The organism is Planococcus sp. NCCP-2050, from assembly GCF_023708025.1.
GTDB lineage: Bacteria > Bacillota > Bacilli > Bacillales_A > Planococcaceae > Planococcus.
In genome coordinates, this window is the sequence record NZ_BRCX01000001.1 from 564,794 (window position 1) to 581,528 (window position 16,735).

Consider the following 16,735-nt stretch of genomic DNA (forward strand, 5'->3'; position numbering starts at 1 on the left):
TTTTTAAATTTCTTCCTGCAGTTTAACAGAAACCAGTTTGGAAATCCCGGACTCCTGCATCGTGATGCCGTATAGCACATCTGCGCCTTCCATCGTCCCTTTGCGGTGCGTAATGACGATGAATTGGGTGTCTTCGCTGAATTTCTTTAAGTACTGGCTGTAGCGGACAACGTTTGACTCATCAAGCGCCGCTTCCACTTCATCCAATACGCAGAACGGGACGGGACGGACTTTCAATATCGCAAATAACAGCGCAATGGCCGTCAACGCCCGTTCCCCACCGGACAATAAATTCAGGTTTTGAAGTTTTTTGCCAGGGGGCTGTGCAATAATGTCCACGCCGGTCATCAACAAATCACTCGGATCGGTCAAAACAAGATCTGCTGCGCCGCCGCCGAACAATTCTTTGAAAACGCGCTGGAACTGCTTGCGGATTGCATGGAACGTTTCATCGAAACGGGTTGTCATTTCTTCATCCATTTCTCCGATCACTGTACGCAGCGTATCTTTCGCTTCGTTCAAATCATTTCGCTGGTCGGTCAAGAACGTGTGGCGTTCAGATACGTGATCGAATTCTTCAATGGCTCCAATATTAACCGGCCCTAATTCTTCGATCGATTGCTTCAGCAATTTCACTTTCTTGCGGACGTTCTCTTCTTCATCTTTCAAATCAAACTGCTTCGCTTCATCCAGTGACAGTTGATAGACATTTTCCAATTGGGCAAGGAAAGTCTGAATTTGAACGTCTATCCGTGTCGATTTCACTTCGCAAATGCGGATCGCTTCGACAAAACCTTTATAGAGGCGCTGCAGCTCTTTCAAGCTTTCCTCAAGACCGTTCATTTCCGTTTGGCTCGCCAGGCGTTCCGCTTTCAAAGCCTCGATAGCCGCTTGCTCCACTTGTTTCTTTTGGGACCATTTTGAAATCTCTGCCAGGATCTCTTCATCCGAATAAACCTTAGCGGCTTCTTCCGATTGAATCCAATCCAATTCTTTTTGAAGATCCTGCAGTTTGCGGTCACTCTTCAATTTACGCTCAAGAAGCTCCGCTTCACTTTGGACTAATTGGGATACGCGTTCTTTGACGACTGCGTATAAAGATTTTTGGTCAGCGAGTTTTGCCATCACAGCATCCCGTGCTGATTCGTTTTGCTGCTTGAAATACGACAATTCATCAATTTGAGAAGAAACCGAAACCAGTTCTTCCCCGATTTCGCCGAGGCGTTCAGCTGCTGTTTCTTTTCGCTTCGCTACTTCAGTCAGATCAAAATCTTTATTGCTTTGTTCTGCCTGGAATAGACGGAAACGGTCTTTCGTCGATTTCAATACGGCTTCCACTTCACGCAAAGTCATTGCGCGCTCCGCTTCTAAATCACGGTATTTTTCACCTTCAGAACGAAGGTTGTTCAAGTGCTGCTCCGTTTCATGGACTTGTGACTGCTCTTGGCTCACCGTCTTCTCTGCCTGGATGATGGTTTCCGCAAGCTCAGCCGATTGAAGGATCAATTGCTCAAGCTCCGCTTTTCTCGTGAAAAACGAGGCCCCGGTTTTATTGGCGCCACCGGTCATCGAACCGCCGGCATTGACCACATCGCCTTCTAGCGTGACGACACGGTAACGGCTCATGGTCAGTTTAGAAATGGCCGAAGCTCCTTTTAAGTCTTTTGCCACAATGACGTTCCCGAGCAGATTTTCAATAATCATTTGATAATGCGGATCATAGCTGACGAGCTCGTAAGCCATGTTGACGAATGAAGGATGCTGCTTGATTGCCGAAATGGAAGACTCCGCAATTTTGCGGGATTTCATCACCGTCATCGGCAAGAATGTCGAACGTCCAGCCCGCTTATTGCGGAGGAATTCGATCGCTGAACGGGCATGCTGTTCATTTTCAGTAATGATATGTTGGCTCGATGCCCCTAAAGCGGTTTCAATCGCTTTTGCGTAGCTTTGGTCCACTTGTGCAATTTCCGCTACAGCTCCAACGATTCCCTCAAGCAGGCCTTTATCGCGTGCAACGAGCACTTCACGAACGCCTTGGAAGAACCCGGAGAAATCGGCTTCCAATTCCTGCAAAGTCTGAATGCGCGCCCCTAATTGCTTTTGGGACTGATAGGCCTGGAAAAGCATCGATTGCTTCTTTTCATATGCTGCTTTAAGGTCCGTAAAAGTGTTTTCTGTCGTTTTATATAGTGCCCGTTTTTCAGCCAGAAGCTTTTGGATTTCTTGGTGTTTCTTTTCTGCTTTGGCCTTCTCTGTTTCCAGTTTAGCAAGTTCTTTTGAAAAGTCCGCTTGCTGCACCGCAATGCGGCTGCTTGATTCCGATAATTGCAATTCCTGAAGTTCCAGGTTTTTCAATTCGTTCCGGACCGTCGCCTGCTCATTCATCAATTCGATATAAACCGATTTTTGGGATTCAATGTCTTCTTCGATATCCCCAGGTGTCCGGTTTAATTGATCTTGCAATTGCTTGATAGCAATTTGGGCTTTTCGCTGTTCGGCTTTGCGTTCTTCCAATAGCTGCAATTGAGAGCCATGCTTTTGCTGCAGCTGGCCGTTCTCTTCTTGTTCAGCGGCTAATGAATCTTGTAGCTGCTGCGCTTGCCGGTGAGCGTTGTTCTTCTTTTCCGACATCAATAATTTGCGGCCTTCCCATTTCTCAGTTTCGCCGCTCGCTTGCACTAAGCGGTTTTGGGAAGCGTCAATTTCGGTATCTAATTGGGCTAATGAACGGCGGATTTTTTTCACTGCCCGTTCTTTTTCTTCAATTTCCAGGCCCAATTGCTGTTCTTTTTCTGAATGGTTTTTTGTATCTTCCTTCAGTGAAGCCATTTCCTCTTCAAGGCGGCTAATATCAAAAGCCAATAGCGCAATATCTGCATCTTTCAGCTGCTCACTCATATCCAGGTAATCGCGCGCTGTTGAAGCTTGTATTTGAAGCGGCTCCATCCGGCTATCCAGCTCATGCAGGATATCGAGCACACGATTCAAGTTCTCATCGGTTTCATTCAGCTTTAGCTCCGCTTTTCGTTTGCGCTGCTTGTATTTCAAAACGCCAGCAGCCTCTTCAAAAATCGAGCGGCGTTCTTCTGCTTTGCTGTTTAAGATTTGATCGACGCGCCCTTGGGAAATGATTGAAAAAGCCTCTTTTCCAAGGCCGGAATCCATAAACAAATCCGTAATGTCTTTTAAGCGGCAATTTTGTTTATTGAGCAGATACGCACTTTCGCCACTTCGAAAAACCCTCCGAGTTACACTGATTTCACTGTAATCGAGAGGGACACGGCCATCCGTATTATCAAGTATTAACGTAACTTCTGCAAAATTCAGGGCTTTTCTTGAATCGCTGCCTCCGAAGATGACATCCTCCATTTTCGCCCCGCGCAATGATTTGGCGGATTGTTCGCCGAGCACCCAACGGATGGCATCGGTCACATTGCTTTTTCCGCTGCCGTTAGGGCCGACTACCGCGGTCACACCTGGAACAAAATCGATGCCGATGCGATCAGCAAAGGATTTGAACCCCATAATTTCTAATCTTTTCAAAAACATTATTGATCCTCCACTGCTTCCTGCAATTTTTGGATTGCCAGTTTAGCTGCTTGTTGTTCCGCTTCTTTTTTCGAGCGGCCATTTCCGATTCCTAATTCTTTCTCTGCCAGCGACACCCGCGTCACGAAAATACGGCTATGGGCTGGACCTTTTTCTTCAATGATTTCGTAGCTCAATGCACCATTGTTCTTTTGCTGCACCAACTCCTGCAATTGGCTTTTATAATCCATCACATGCGAAAAAGCACCGGTTTCCACTTTAGGGAATAATACGATATCCAAAAATGCCACTACCGGCTCCAACCCTTGATCTAAGTAAAGAGCTCCGATAAATGATTCAAAGACATCCGCTAAAAGCGCTGGGCGAGTGCGCCCTCCCGTCAATTCCTCCCCTTTTCCAAGAAGAATGTATTGGCCGAAGTTCAACTCATTAGCGAATAAAACCAAAGAAGGCTCACAAACGATTGCAGCACGCAATTTGGTCAATTCCCCTTCGCTCATTTGTGGGTATTTTGAAAATAAGTAATGGGATACCGATAATTCCAAGACAGCATCGCCTAAAAATTCCAGGCGTTCATTGTCTGTATAATATCTTCTCCGATGCTCATTCACATAAGATGAATGCGTGAATGCTTGGTAAAGCAATGCAGGTTGTTTGAAATGGATATTAAGTTGTTCTTGCAGCTCGTTAAATGCGGCTCGCTCCGTTTCTTTTAGCGTTCCGTTTTTCTGCTGGGTAGGTTTTCTTTTCATTGCCATCTTTTATCTGCCTTCCTTTGACGTTCTTCGTTTAATTTTACCTTTTTTCCAGACATTGTGCAAAAAATGTATAAACTGTGCTGCCTCTGTTCTTTTGCCAGCGGAAGCAATAAAAAGCCAATGAAGAAAAAGCATGGCCTTTTCCTCATTGGCTTTATATTTCGGCTCATTTAACAGCCCTCTATATTTTGAAAAATATTATGCTTGTTTTTTCTCAATATAAGCTACTGCGTCGCCTACTGTAGACATGCCTTCTGCGTCTTCGTCAGAAATTTCCATGTCGAATTCGTCTTCAAGTTCCATAACCAATTCAACCACGTCCAAAGAATCCGCTCCTAGGTCACCTGTGAATGAAGCTTCAAGTTTCACTTCGTTCTCTTCTACTCCAAGACGATCCACGATTACTTTCGTTACTCTCTCTAGTACTGTTGCCAATGTCGTCACCTCCCCTCAAATCAGTATACAAAATTTACTGCTACATGACCATTCCGCCATCAAGATGAAGTGTTTGGCCCGTCATATAAGATGAATCGTCAGACGCCAGGAATAAAGCCGCTTTTGCCACTTCTTCCGGTTTGCCGAAACGCCCTAACGGAATTTGAGCAAGCATCGCCTTTTGGATATCGTCCCCTAAAGCATCCGTCATATCCGTCGTGATAAATCCTGGCGCTACAGCATTGGCGGTAATATTGCGGCTCGCAAGTTCCCGTGCCGTCGTCTTCGTCAAACCGATCACACCCGCTTTAGCGGCCACGTAGTTTGCCTGTCCGGCATTCCCCATGACGCCGACAATCGACGCAATATTAATGATTCTGCCCGAACGCTGCTTCATCATTTGGCGCGTAACGCCTTTTGTGCAAATGAAGACGCCTTTTAAATTCGTATTGATGACGTCATCCCATTCGTCGTCTTTCATGCGCATCATCAAGTTATCACGCGTGATCCCTGCGTTGTTAACAAGAATATCAATGGAACCAAATGCTTTCATTGTTTCATCAATCATCGCTTTGACCGCATCGGAATCGGAAACATTGGCTTTAACCGCAATGGCTTCTCCGCCCTTTTCCCGGATCTCGGCTACAACCGCTTCCGCTTTTTCTTGGCTTCCGCTATAGTTCACAACCACTTTCGCGCCGGCTTCTGAAAATTTGCGGGCGATTTCAGCGCCAATTCCTCTCGACGCTCCCGTGATAATAGCTGTTTTGCCTGCAAGTTTGCTCATTTTCCCAGCTCCTCTACCGCTTTTTCAAATGATTCCAGGTCATAGACCGGCAAAGTAACAACCGATCGATCGATTTTCTTCACCAAGCCGCTTAATACTTTTCCTGGCCCGACTTCAACGAATACCGTCACGCCAAGATCGATCATTTCACGAACGGACTGTTCCCATAAAACCGGGGAGTACAATTGGCGTACCAGCAAATCCTGAAATTGCGTCGCGTGCGTTTCGCTTTTTGCTGCAACGTTAGTAATGACCGGGATTTCTGCATCTTTCAGGAAAGTTTGGCTAAGCACTTGAGACAAATCCTGTGAAGCTGGACGCATCAATTCTGAATGGAAAGGACCGCTGACATCTAAAGGAATCGCCCGTTTAGCGCCTCGCTCTTTCGCGACGATGCAAGCTTTTTCAACGCCCGCTTTCGTTCCGGAAATGACAATTTGCCCGGGACAGTTTAAGTTGGCTAATTGCACAACTCCGTCTGTATCCGTTACTTCATTTGTCACTTTTTCCAGTTCTTCGCTATCCATCCCTAAAATCGCCGCCATCGCCCCTTCACCTGCAGGCACTGCTTCGTTCATAAACAGTCCGCGTTTATGGACAATGGCGACCGCTTCTTCAAAAGGCAATACTCCGGATGCGACCAACGCGCTATATTCACCTAAGCTATGGCCGGCCGTATAATCCGGCACAATGCCTGCGCGGTTCAAACGCTCGGTGATCATTGCGCTGACTGTCAGCAATGCCGGCTGTGCATGATATGTAAGTGTTAAATTTTCTTGCGGCCCTTCGAGCATTAATTCCGATAAATTGACGCTCAACGCTGCATCTGCTTGATCAAAAAAGCTTCGGCTTGTTTCATCCGAGAGGAAGCTTTCGCCCATCCCGACTGCCTGAGAACCTTGCCCAGGGAAAATAAATGCAATTTTACTCATCTTGGTTCTCCTTTTTCAGTGTACTGTATATCGTTCCCGTTACATCAAATTCCACCATAGTGCGGGTTTGGCGAATCGCGTTGAATAATGCCGTGGAATTGGAAGAACCATGTGCTTTAATCACCGGTGCTTTCAAGCCAAACAAACCGGCACCGCCGTATTCGCTATAGTCCAACATTCCTTTAAGACCACCAATTTCTTCTTTTACGAGAAATGCCGCCACTTTTGTTTTGGCAGATGACATAAAGACCTTTTTTATCATCGAGAAGACGTTCATCGCTGTGCCTTCAATCGTTTTCAATACCATATTCCCGGTAAATCCATCCGTCACCACCACGTCCGCTGCACCGTTCAGCAAATCGCGCGATTCAACGTTTCCAATGAAATTGATCGGCGCTTCTTTTAGAAGCGGAAATGCCGCTTTCGTCAAGTCATTTCCTTTTTTCTCTTCCGTGCCGATATTCAACAAGCCGACCCGTGGATTTTGGATTCCTCTCACTTTTTCAGCGTAGATGCTGCCCATGACAGCATACTGCACTAAATGTTCCGGACGCGCTTCCGCATTCGCTCCCATATCCAGCATGACAAAACCCTGCCCGTCTATCGTCGGAAGCGTCGGCGCTAATGCCGGCCGGTCTACTCCGTCAATGCGTCCGACTACAAATAATCCAGCGGCCATTAAAGCACCTGTATTTCCTGCGCTGACACATGCATCTGCCCGCTGCTCTTTGACTGCTTGCGCCATCTTCACCATTGAAGAGTCTTTTTTTCTTCGAACCGCACGAACCGGGTCATCCGTCCCTTCGATCACTTCTTCACAATGGATGATTTCCAGACGCTCATGTTCTTTAAGGAAAGGCTGCATCTTTTCCTGATGGCCATATAGCTGTACCGCCAAGTCAGGAAACTTGTCCAATGCCTTATAGACCCCTTCTATAATTTCTTTCGGAGCGTTGTCCCCGCCCATTCCATCTACTGCTATTTTCACTCTTCGTCACCTTCGCTTTGTTCTGTCATTCGATACATTTCAAATGTACCGATAAAAACGGTCACTTGATCCACTGAAGAAACGACTTTTACATAAGCCCGATTCTTTTCCGGATTGCGGTCCACCACTTGCGCTTTCGCAACTAAGCGCTGCCCCGCCTTGACCGGTTTTAAAAATTGAAGCTCAGACTTAACCGTCAAAGCCAATTCGTCGTTCATCACTGCAACTGCCAATGAATTCGCCTGGGCAAACAGGTGGTGGCCGCGGGCAATCTGGTTGCGCTGGAAAACATGTTCCGGCTTCACATCAAATATCGAGATTGCTCTTTCGTCCAATTCTATATCTATGATTTCACCGATCACTTCATCGATCGGCAACGATTTCACTTCGTCATCAAACGTTTTTACGGCCACATGCTTAATCCGCTCCCGAAGTTCAGGAATTGATAATTCCAGCCGGTCAAGCCGGATCGTTTGCACGCTGACTCCAAACTCCATCGCCAATTCCTCATCTGTAACAAACGGGTTTTCTTTGATTGACTGGATCAGCGCTTCTTGCCGCATTTTTTTAGGTCTTTTCACATTGTCACCGCCCGCTATTAGCACTTGGTACTAATATGAGTATATAAACAACAAAAAAAGAATGCAAGGATTATCTTGAACCCTGCATTCTCAATCGAGCCTCCCAAGAGCCAACGCTCCCGATTCTTCCAATTGTTCACGAAGGCACCGGGTTTCTTCGCTTACCCAGAACTCTTCGCTGTTGATCATCGTTTCCGCATCTTTCCGAGCTGTTTCAAGAGCCCGGTAATCATGGATTAAATCGGCCATTTTAAATTCCGGCAACCCGCTTTGCTTACGGCCGAAGAAATCTCCAGGACCCCTAAGCTGCAAATCTTTTTCAGCGAGCACGAAACCATCATTCGTTTCCGTCATGGAAGTCATCCGCTCTTTCCCGACTTCTGTCTTCGGATCTGCCAACAACACACAGAACGACTGGTCGCTGCCCCGTCCAACCCGCCCACGCAATTGGTGGAGCTGGGACAAGCCAAAACGCTCTGCATCGTATATTAGCATGAACGTAGCATTCGGGACGTTGACCCCAACTTCGACGACCGTGGTAGAAACAAGGACCGCAATTTCGCCTTCTGTAAAAGAGCGCATCGTCTCTTCTTTTTCATCAGCAGGCAAACGTCCGTGCATCAACCCGACCGTATGCTTGCCATGGAAATAACTTGAGAGCTGCTGGAACAAATCGACCGCATTTTGGAAATCCAGTTTATCGGATTCTTCGATCAACGGACAGATGACGTAAGCTTGCCGTCCGGCAGCCAGCTCTTTTTCCATCCGGCCGACAATTTTGCCGAACATGTCCTTTTTCATCCAGAAGGTTTGGATTTCTTTTCGCCCGACCGGCATTTCGTCAATCACCGACACATCCATTTCCCCGAACGCAGAAATTGCTAACGTTCTCGGAATCGGAGTAGCAGTCATAAATAGCACATCCGGATTATAGCCTTTATCTTTCAAGACTCTCCGTTGGTCAACGCCAAAGCGATGCTGTTCATCCGTGATGACAAGACCTAACTTTTTAAAACGCACATCCGGTTGAATCAAAGCGTGCGTGCCGATCAAAATGTTGATCTCTCCAGCAGCCAGGCTTTCCAAGATCAATTGGCGCTTCTTCCCTTTCACCGATCCTGTCAACAACGCAATATTCAATCCAAACGGTTCGAACCACTGGGCAAGCGTGTTGGCGTGCTGCTCTGCAAGAATTTCAGTCGGCGCCATCAAGGCGCCTTGAAGTCCCGCCGTTACAGCCGCATATAAAGTGATGGCAGCAACAACCGTCTTCCCGGATCCTACATCTCCTTGCAGCAGCCGGTTCATGCGGAAAGGTTCTTTCATATCTTTGCAGATTTCATTGACTACCCGCTTTTGAGCGTCTGTCAAGTCGAACGGCAACGTTTCAATAAACTGCTTGAGGCGATTTAAATCGTAATCGATAAACGAGCCGCCTTCTTCTTCCCGGTTCTTTTTTCGAAGTGCTTGCATTTTCAATTGGAACATTAATAATTCCTCGTAGACAAAGCGCCGCCTAGCTTGCTTTAACGCTTCACCGTCAACCGGAAAATGGATACATTCCAACGCTTCGCCGACGGACATGAGGTGATAAGTATGCCGCAGGCTTTCAGGCAAACAATCTTCTAAATCAGTTTTCGCAATATCCAATGCTTGCCGCATCAATTTCCGGAACGTTTTTTGATAGATGCTGCCTTTCAAGCTATAGACCGGTTCAAAATCCACTCCGTCCGTACGCGGTCCGATGGTATGGCTGGACACCGTGATCACTTGGCGGCCGCGGTCCCATTTGCCGGTTAACGTGACAATTTCCCCAATATGCAATTTTGCTTTGACGTATGGCTGGTTAAAGAAAATCGCCTTGATCAGATGCCTGCCGACCATGACTTGCACTTGCGTCCGGGATTTGTTCTTCCCTAAAAAAAGGACGGAAGGTTCACTTTCGACCCTTCCCTCCACTGTTACCCGTTCATTATGAGGCGTATCAGCCAAATCTTTCAGCTGAAAATCTTCATGGCGGTAAGGAAACGTCATGATGAGATCATGGATCGTTTCAATTTTCATTTCCTGAAGTGTTTCGGCAGCTTGTTTGCCGACCCCTTTTAACGTGGCGACAGAATCTTTACTGCCCACTGCCTACCACTGCTCCACCGAAAATTTTCGACTCCAGCCATTTGCCAGTAGGCGTTGCAGCTAAACCGCCTTTAGCAGTTTCCCGCAAAGCGCTTGGCATCGAGTGGCCAATTTCAAACATCGCGCCGATTACTTCGTCGCAAGGAATGCGGCTCGTCACTCCAGCTAGCGCCATATCGGCCGCTACGACAGAGTTTGCCGCTCCCATCGCATTTCGCTTCACACATGGCACTTCCACTAATCCCGCCACTGGATCGCAGACAAGGCCAAGCATGTTCTTCATCGTAATGGCAAAAGCTTCGGAAGATTGCTGAGGTGTTCCGCCAGCCATTTCCACAATTGCTGCCGCAGCCATCGCTGCAGCCGAACCAACTTCTGCCTGGCAGCCTCCCGCTGCACCAGAAATTGAAGCATTGTTTGCTACGACAAAACCGAATGCGCCTGCCGTGAATAGATACCGGATCATTTGTTCACGCGTTGGATTTAATTTGTTCTTCACTGAAAACAATGTGCCCGGAACAACGCCCGCTGAACCTGCAGTCGGAGTCGCACAGATGGTACCCATCGCCGCGTTCACTTCATTTGTCGCCACTGCTTTACTGACGGCATCTAGCAACAAGTCGCCGGAAAGCGCATTTCCTTTTTTCATGTAATCCTGCAATAAGACGGCATCTCCGCCGGTTAATCCTGAAACTGAATGAACGCCGTTCAAACCTTTTTCGATTGCTTCTTCCATGACAGTCAAGTTTCGGTCCATCTGCTTCATGATTTCTTCACGTGACCGATCCATAAGCAGCATCTCTTGTTCAATCATGATTTCTGAAATCAATTTATTTTCCTGTTCCGCCCGTTCCACTAATTCTCTTACATTGCGAAATAATGCTTCCACAATTGAAACCCCCTTCTCAATCGGCAATTCTCGTCACTTGCGTGATATTTGGCAATTCCGAAAGTTCAGTAAGGATCTCCCGGTCGACATTCTGGTCGATTTCGATGACCATTAATGCCATATGCCCTTTTTCTTTCCTTGAAACTTCCATATGCCCGATGTTGATATCGTATTTATATAAACAATTCGCTACGTTTGCAATACAGCCTGAGCGGTCTTCATGAACCACCAGGATGGCCGGATGGTTGCCGGACAAGCGCAAAGGAAACCCATTCAATTCCGTAATTTCAATTTTGCCGCCGCCAATGGAAATTCCCATCAAAGACATTTCCGACAGCTCGTCGCCAATGACGATGCGCGCGGTGTTCGGATGGTCCACATGGCCTGTCTCCGGTATGAATTCAAAACTCATCCCCAGCTTTTCCGCTTCTTCAAAAGAAGTTTTGATGCGTTCATCAAATGTATCATAATCCAATAATCCCCCTACAATTGCCACATCCGTACTATGGCCTTTATAGGTTTCAGCAAATGAACCGTATAAATGGATTTTAGCCCATTTCGGCTGCCGGCCGAATAAATCTCTCGCCACTCTTCCAATTCGCGCAGCTCCCGCTGTATGCGAAGAAGAAGGACCGATCATGACCGGTCCTATAATATCAAAAACAGATTTGAACTTCATTGCCCAAACCCCTTCCTATCGGTTACTTATAGCTTCAGTTTACATGATTTTGCGCTATTTAACAAAAATAAAAGGAATTGTCCCAAAAGTAATATGGGACAATTCCTTTTACGGCAAATCTAGCGCAGCGATGCAGGAGCAATAGCATCCTGCATCGCTTTAGTAGAAATGAAGGGCTGTTCAATAAGTGATTACTCGACTTATTGGACAGCCCTTCTCAGTATCTATTCAACAGAAATAATATAGGGATATAACGGCTGTTTGCCATTATGGATTTCCACTTCGACGTCCTCGTTAAGCGATTCGATAAAGGCGCCCAAAGCTTCAGCTGCCTCTTCTGTCGTATCGTCCCCGTAAAGAATCGTGACGATTTCAGCATCTTCATCAATCAGCTTTTTCACCAATTCTTCAGCAACTTGTTCGAGGCTTGAATCCGAAATGACGATTTTGCCTTCTGATATGCCCATGAAGTCATCTTTTTTGATTTCGATGCCGTCAATTGACGTATCGCGGACTGCGAAAGTCACAGACCCTGATTTCACTTGTTTCGATGCATTTTCCATCAATTGAAGGTTTTCTTGGACCGATGCTTCTGGATTGAAAGCCAGAAGCGCAGACATTCCTTGCGGCACATCTTTTGTCGGTACGACTGCCGCTTCGATATCAAGCAATTCTGCAGCTTGCTCCGCTGCCATGATGATATTTTTATTGTTTGGCAAGATCAGTACGCGTTCAGCATTGATCGAGCGGACGGCATTAACGATGTCTTCTGTAGAAGGATTCATCGTCTGTCCACCTTCAATCACATACGAAGCACCGATGCTGCGGAGAAGTTCCGCAATCCCTTCGCCCATCGCTACTGTGACTACCGCATATGGGTGCGAGCTAGAGGCGGCCGGCTGGGCTTTTTGGAAGCCTTCCCCGACTATATCGATATGCTGCTGGCGCATATTTTCGATTTTCATGCTGATCAAGCTGCCGTAGTTTTGTCCATATGTAAGAACTTTTCCGGGCTCTTCCGAATGGATATGGATTTTCGCGATTTCATCATCCGAAATGACAAGAAGCGAATCTCCGTATTCACTTAAATCTGTACGGAAAGCAGCTTCGTTGAATTCTTTTTTGCCTTCTTCAAATTTCACCATGAATTCTGTGCAATAGCCGAATTTGATATCGGCCGTATCCATAAAGCCTGCAATGTTTTTATGGTGCTCCGCGCTCACTAAATCATCCATCGTATTATGGGCATGCTTTTCTGGCAGCTGTTCGCCTTTTAGGCACGCCAAAAATCCTTCATATACATAAACAAGCCCTTGGCCGCCGCTGTCGACAACTCCTACTTCTTTTAATACAGGAAGCAAGTCGGGTGTACGTTCTAGCGAAGCTTTCGCTTCTGTTACTACTGCCTCAAACAAAACGACGATATCTTCTTCTTTGTTCGCCAGTTCCATTCCTTTAGCAGCCGCATCTTTTGCGACGGTTAAAATTGTCCCCTCAACCGGTTTCATCACTGCCTTATAAGCTGTTTCTACTCCATGTTGAAGCGCTTCTGCCAATTTTGCAGCAGAAAGTTCAGATTCATTTGCAATATATTTACCGAATCCACGGAATAATTGCGAAAGGATAACGCCCGAGTTCCCACGTGCGCCCATCAACAGGCCTTTGGACAAAGCTCCTGCCGTTTTACCGATATGTTCCTCAGCGTTCGCTTTTGTTTCTTTCGCGCCGGATGTCATCGACAAGTTCATATTTGTTCCGGTATCGCCGTCCGGCACCGGGAATACATTTAATGCATCTACATAGTCCGCATTCTGGAACAGATGGTGAGAACCCATCTGTACCATTTCTGCGAATTGAATTCCATTTAATGACTTCATAGCCGTTTTTTCCTCCTCTTACGGATTCGTGACGCGAACCCCTTGAACATAAATATTAACTGCCTTGACTGGCATGCCAAGCGTTTTTGTTATCGTATATTTGACTTTGGACTGCACTTGATATGCTACTTCGGAAATCTTTGTTCCGTAGCTGATGATGACATACATATCAATTAAGAGATCTCCATCTTCTTGGCGGACAATGACTCCTTTTGCAAAATTTTCTTTTCGCAGAATATCGGTTAATCCATCGCGGATCTGATGTTTTGTCGCCATCCCTACAATTCCGTAGCATTCAATAGCTGCTCCGCCAGCGATTTGTGCAATCACATCATTGGAAATATCGATTTGTCCGTATTCATTCTTTAATTCAATCGACATGAGAATTCCTCCTTGAGTCCTATTTCACTTCTTCCATTCTACATGAAACCATTATACAAGAAAAGCCGTCGTTTAGGGTGTAAAGGTTTTTTTCTTGAAAGACCTTCAAAATTAGTTGCAAAGCAATAATGTGTGTGGTAAATTATTAAAGTATGTGAAACGAAAAACGAACTGAAATTCTATTATAATTTTCAGCTTCACTTGTGAGGAGGGACTTACATGCCTAAAGTATGTGCAGTTAGTGGACGCAAAGCCCGCGCCGGAAATGCCCGTTCACACGCGTTGAATTCGACAAAACGTACATGGGGAGCAAACCTTCAAAAAGTTCGTATCCTTGTAGACGGTAAACCGAAACGTGTATGGGTTTCTGCGAGAGCATTGAAATCAGGAAAAGTTGAGCGCGTATAATCGCTCATGAATAATGCCAGGTTGACTTTTGTCAGCCTGGCATTTTTTCATGCGTTCATTTAATTGCTTTGTTTCAAAGCATTCTCTGCATCAGAACTTTCAATCATGGCACAGCTGCCTTTTGAAAATTCTATGATGCCTTCCCTATCCAGTTCATTGCTGATAAAGCGGGTGGATCCGAAAGGAATTGTTTCATTGTCAACTTCGTATTTGAAATGGGTCAATGAAAATTCTTCAACGGTTTCCGCAAACGGATAAAAGGAAATAAAACGGTATTTTTCATTTGGCTGGATCCGGTGTAAACCGGGTGACAGAAAACGGATACGGTTCTGCCGATTGACCAGCATAAATTCGGTATCGGGAAATTTCTGTTGGATCTGGTAGATGGCGTGAAGCGAACTCATATAATGATCTAGCCTTCCGCCCGTCACTCCCGTAACAATCACTTGCACGGGCGAAAACTCCATCGCTTTCACCAGTGCAAGTTCTGTATCCGTTTCGTCTTTCTCAGACGCTGCTCGGTCAAGAGACGGGAAAAGCGCTTCAATCCGTTTCATCTCAGAATCTGTCACCGAATCAAAATCGCCGACTGCAGCAACCGGGTGTATGCCGTGATCCAATAGCACAATCGTCCCCGCATCCACTCCAATAAACGCTGCCCCTGCCCATTCCGAGAAATCCGGCAACTCAGACGCTGGCCCTCCTGCTGTCACGACGACAATCACGAAATCGCCTCTTCTCCAGCCTTCTTAATTTTCTGCAATGCGCTAGCACGGTCCGATTTGCTGTAAATCGCAGATCCAGCCACAAACACATTCGCTCCGGCTTTCGCACATGGAATAATGGTTTCTTCATTGATGCCGCCATCAATTTCGATATCGATAGACAATCCTTTGTCACGGATAATCTGCGACAGCTGTTCCACTTTCGGTACGACCGATTCGATGAATTTCTGGCCGCCGAAGCCCGGATTGACCGTCATGAACAACACCAAATCGATGTCTTCCAGAATCGGCAAAATCGCTTCAACCGGCGTATGCGGATTTAATACTACTCCCGGTTTGACGCCAAAAGAACGGATCAATTGAATCGTGCGATGCAAATGAGGGCTCGCTTCCACATGGACCGTAATGTAGTCAGCTCCAGCTTTTGCAAAATCCTCGATGTAGCGGTCTGCGTTCTCGATCATCAAATGGACGTCGAACGGCAGTTTCGTCAATGGCCGGATCGCATCCATTACAACTGCACCAAATGAAATATTCGGCACAAAATGGCCGTCCATCACATCAATGTGGATCCAGTCAGCTCCTGCTGCCTCAACTTCGCGGACTTCCTCGCCCAATTTAGAAAAATCTGCTGCTAATATAGAAGGTGCAATTTTAATCATTTGAATACCTCGGCTTTCGGCTCATAATCTCTTCTAAAAACTTCAAATAATGCTTGTAGCGGTAATCCTTGATTTCTCCTGTTTCCACTGCCGCTTTTATGGCGCATTTGGGTTCATTCAGGTGAAGGCATTCCCGGAATTTGCAGTCATTCGACTTTTCCGCCATTTCAGGGAAACACGCAGAAAGCTCTTCTTTTTCCATCGTATCGAATTCAAATGAACTGAATCCCGGCGTATCTGCTAGCAAGCCCTTATTCACTTCGATCAATTCCACATGGCGGGTCGTGTGCTTCCCGCGGTTCAAGGCTTTTGAAATATCGTCGGTCTTCAGTTCCAGTGAAGGCAAAATCGTATTCAAAAGCGTAGATTTCCCTACACCCGACTGGCCAGCCAAAACGCTGACTTTTCCTTCTAAAGTAGGCATGAGACGTTCCTGCAGCTCCAAATCACCTTTATATGTCGGGATGACTTCATATCCGATCTTCTCATAATCCGCAATAAATTCGCTGATTTTTTCTTTTTCATCTTCTTTCAGCAAGTCCATTTTCGTTAAGCAAATGATCGGCTCGATGGAATGGTATTCAATTGCCGTCAAAAACCGATCCAATAGGAGTGGATGAAAATCCGGTTGTTTGGCTGAAAAAACGAGAAGTGCTTGATCCACGTTTGAAATAGGCGGACGGATAAGTTCATTTTTGCGTTCATAAACGTGCAAGATCGTCCCTTCCAAATCGTTGTCCGCTTTGTAATCGACGTAGTCTCCGACAAGCGGTGAAATTTGGCGGTTGCGGAATACTCCGCGGCCTCGGCACTGGATGTATCGTTCTCCATCTTCGTCCAAAACATAATAAAATCCGCTTAACGCTTTTCTGATTTGACCTTTCGGCATGCTTTCACTCCTTTTTAATTGAGGTAAAGAAATTCCCTCTTCTTAAGAAAGAGGGCTTT

At 46.2% G+C, this 16,735-nt stretch carries 16 protein-coding genes; 1 reads left to right on the forward strand and 15 read right to left on the reverse strand.

Annotated elements, in window-relative coordinates; all coding sequences use genetic code 11:
* Positions 1 to 3 precede the first annotated feature (3 nt).
* From smc to NFU07_RS02960, 12 genes are all read right to left on the reverse strand, one after another.
* Entirely contained in the window at positions 4 to 3,552 is a 3,549-nt protein-coding gene (smc, locus tag NFU07_RS02905) for a chromosome segregation protein SMC (protein WP_251474404.1), read from the reverse strand.
* On the reverse strand, positions 3,552 to 4,310 hold the full coding sequence (gene rnc, locus NFU07_RS02910) for a ribonuclease III (protein WP_251474407.1): 759 nt from the start codon (positions 4,308 to 4,310) through the stop codon (positions 3,552 to 3,554). The genes smc and rnc overlap by 1 nt, the downstream gene beginning before the upstream one ends.
* 198 nt (positions 4,311 to 4,508) lie before the next feature.
* The gene (locus NFU07_RS02915) at positions 4,509 to 4,745 is read right to left on the reverse strand and encodes an acyl carrier protein (protein WP_052651208.1); all 237 of its coding nucleotides are present in this window, start codon (positions 4,743 to 4,745) and stop codon (positions 4,509 to 4,511) included.
* Positions 4,746 to 4,785: 40 nt separating this feature from the next.
* Positions 4,786 to 5,532 carry a 3-oxoacyl-[acyl-carrier-protein] reductase gene (gene fabG / locus NFU07_RS02920; protein ID WP_251474410.1) on the reverse strand — a complete coding sequence of 249 codons (747 nt, stop codon included), beginning with the start codon at positions 5,530 to 5,532 and terminating at the stop codon, positions 4,786 to 4,788.
* Entirely contained in the window at positions 5,529 to 6,464 is a 936-nt protein-coding gene (gene fabD / locus NFU07_RS02925; protein WP_251474413.1) for an ACP S-malonyltransferase, read from the reverse strand. Before fabD ends, fabG begins: the two co-directional genes overlap by 4 nt.
* Complete coding sequence (gene plsX / locus NFU07_RS02930) at positions 6,457 to 7,452, reverse strand: phosphate acyltransferase PlsX (protein ID WP_251474416.1); 996 nt, start codon at positions 7,450 to 7,452, stop codon at positions 6,457 to 6,459. The genes fabD and plsX overlap by 8 nt, the downstream gene beginning before the upstream one ends.
* Complete coding sequence (fapR, locus tag NFU07_RS02935; protein ID WP_251474419.1) at positions 7,449 to 8,033, reverse strand: transcription factor FapR; 585 nt, start codon at positions 8,031 to 8,033, stop codon at positions 7,449 to 7,451. Before fapR ends, plsX begins: the two co-directional genes overlap by 4 nt.
* Before the next feature lie 90 nt (positions 8,034 to 8,123).
* Positions 8,124 to 10,166 (reverse strand): ATP-dependent DNA helicase RecG, encoded by a 2,043-nt coding sequence (recG, locus tag NFU07_RS02940; RefSeq protein WP_251474422.1) that lies wholly within the window; start codon positions 10,164 to 10,166, stop codon positions 8,124 to 8,126.
* Positions 10,156 to 11,055, reverse strand: coding sequence for an L-serine ammonia-lyase, iron-sulfur-dependent, subunit alpha (gene sdaAA / locus NFU07_RS02945; protein ID WP_251474454.1), 900 nt, complete (start codon positions 11,053 to 11,055; stop codon positions 10,156 to 10,158). Before sdaAA ends, recG begins: the two co-directional genes overlap by 11 nt.
* Positions 11,056 to 11,071: 16 nt before the next feature.
* On the reverse strand, positions 11,072 to 11,734 hold the full coding sequence (gene sdaAB / locus NFU07_RS02950) for an L-serine ammonia-lyase, iron-sulfur-dependent subunit beta (protein WP_251474477.1): 663 nt from the start codon (positions 11,732 to 11,734) through the stop codon (positions 11,072 to 11,074).
* A 224-nt stretch (positions 11,735 to 11,958) separates the two neighbouring features.
* On the reverse strand, positions 11,959 to 13,611 hold the full coding sequence (locus tag NFU07_RS02955; protein WP_251474479.1) for a DAK2 domain-containing protein: 1,653 nt from the start codon (positions 13,609 to 13,611) through the stop codon (positions 11,959 to 11,961).
* 18 nt (positions 13,612 to 13,629) lie between these two features.
* On the reverse strand, positions 13,630 to 13,992 hold the full coding sequence (locus tag NFU07_RS02960; RefSeq protein ID WP_235196595.1) for an Asp23/Gls24 family envelope stress response protein: 363 nt from the start codon (positions 13,990 to 13,992) through the stop codon (positions 13,630 to 13,632).
* A gap of 219 nt (positions 13,993 to 14,211) precedes the next feature.
* On the opposite strand from NFU07_RS02960, the gene rpmB reads away from it, so the two are divergent.
* A complete protein-coding gene (gene rpmB / locus NFU07_RS02965; protein WP_235196596.1) occupies positions 14,212 to 14,400 on the forward strand; it encodes a 50S ribosomal protein L28 in 189 nt (62 codons plus the stop codon).
* A 59-nt stretch (positions 14,401 to 14,459) separates the two neighbouring features.
* On the opposite strand, the gene NFU07_RS02970 is transcribed toward rpmB, so the two are convergent.
* From NFU07_RS02970 to rsgA, 3 genes are read right to left on the reverse strand one after another with little or no spacing between them, the layout of a single operon-like run.
* The gene (locus tag NFU07_RS02970) at positions 14,460 to 15,125 is read right to left on the reverse strand and encodes a thiamine diphosphokinase (protein ID WP_251474482.1); all 666 of its coding nucleotides are present in this window, start codon (positions 15,123 to 15,125) and stop codon (positions 14,460 to 14,462) included.
* Positions 15,122 to 15,787, reverse strand: a complete 666-nt coding sequence (gene rpe / locus NFU07_RS02975; RefSeq protein ID WP_251474491.1) for a ribulose-phosphate 3-epimerase — start codon at positions 15,785 to 15,787, stop codon at positions 15,122 to 15,124. The genes NFU07_RS02970 and rpe overlap by 4 nt, the downstream gene beginning before the upstream one ends.
* Complete coding sequence (gene rsgA, locus NFU07_RS02980) at positions 15,780 to 16,676, reverse strand: ribosome small subunit-dependent GTPase A (protein ID WP_251474494.1); 897 nt, start codon at positions 16,674 to 16,676, stop codon at positions 15,780 to 15,782. The genes rpe and rsgA overlap by 8 nt, the downstream gene beginning before the upstream one ends.
* Between the last annotated feature and the right edge of the window lie 59 nt (positions 16,677 to 16,735).

Bases quoted from the DNA above. Each gene is read 5' to 3' on its own strand.
- smc (WP_251474404.1), bottom strand. From the start codon at position 3,552: ATGTTTTTGAAAAGATTAGAAATTATGGGGTTCAAATCCTTTGCTGAT.
- rnc (WP_251474407.1), bottom strand. From the start codon at position 4,310: ATGGCAATGAAAAGAAAACCTACCCAGCAGAAAAACGGAACGCTAAAA.
- fabG (WP_251474410.1), bottom strand. From the start codon at position 5,532: ATGAGCAAACTTGCAGGCAAAACAGCTATTATCACGGGAGCGTCGAGA.
- fabD (WP_251474413.1), bottom strand. From the start codon at position 6,464: ATGAGTAAAATTGCATTTATTTTCCCTGGGCAAGGTTCTCAGGCAGTC.
- sdaAB (WP_251474477.1), bottom strand. From the start codon at position 11,734: ATGAAGTTCAAATCTGTTTTTGATATTATAGGACCGGTCATGATCGGT.
- NFU07_RS02955 (WP_251474479.1), bottom strand. From the start codon at position 13,611: ATGAAGTCATTAAATGGAATTCAATTCGCAGAAATGGTACAGATGGGT.
- NFU07_RS02960 (WP_235196595.1), bottom strand. From the start codon at position 13,992: ATGTCGATTGAATTAAAGAATGAATACGGACAAATCGATATTTCCAAT.
- rpmB (WP_235196596.1), top strand. From the start codon at position 14,212: ATGCCTAAAGTATGTGCAGTTAGTGGACGCAAAGCCCGCGCCGGAAAT.
- rpe (WP_251474491.1), bottom strand. From the start codon at position 15,787: ATGATTAAAATTGCACCTTCTATATTAGCAGCAGATTTTTCTAAATTG.
- rsgA (WP_251474494.1), bottom strand. From the start codon at position 16,676: ATGCCGAAAGGTCAAATCAGAAAAGCGTTAAGCGGATTTTATTATGTT.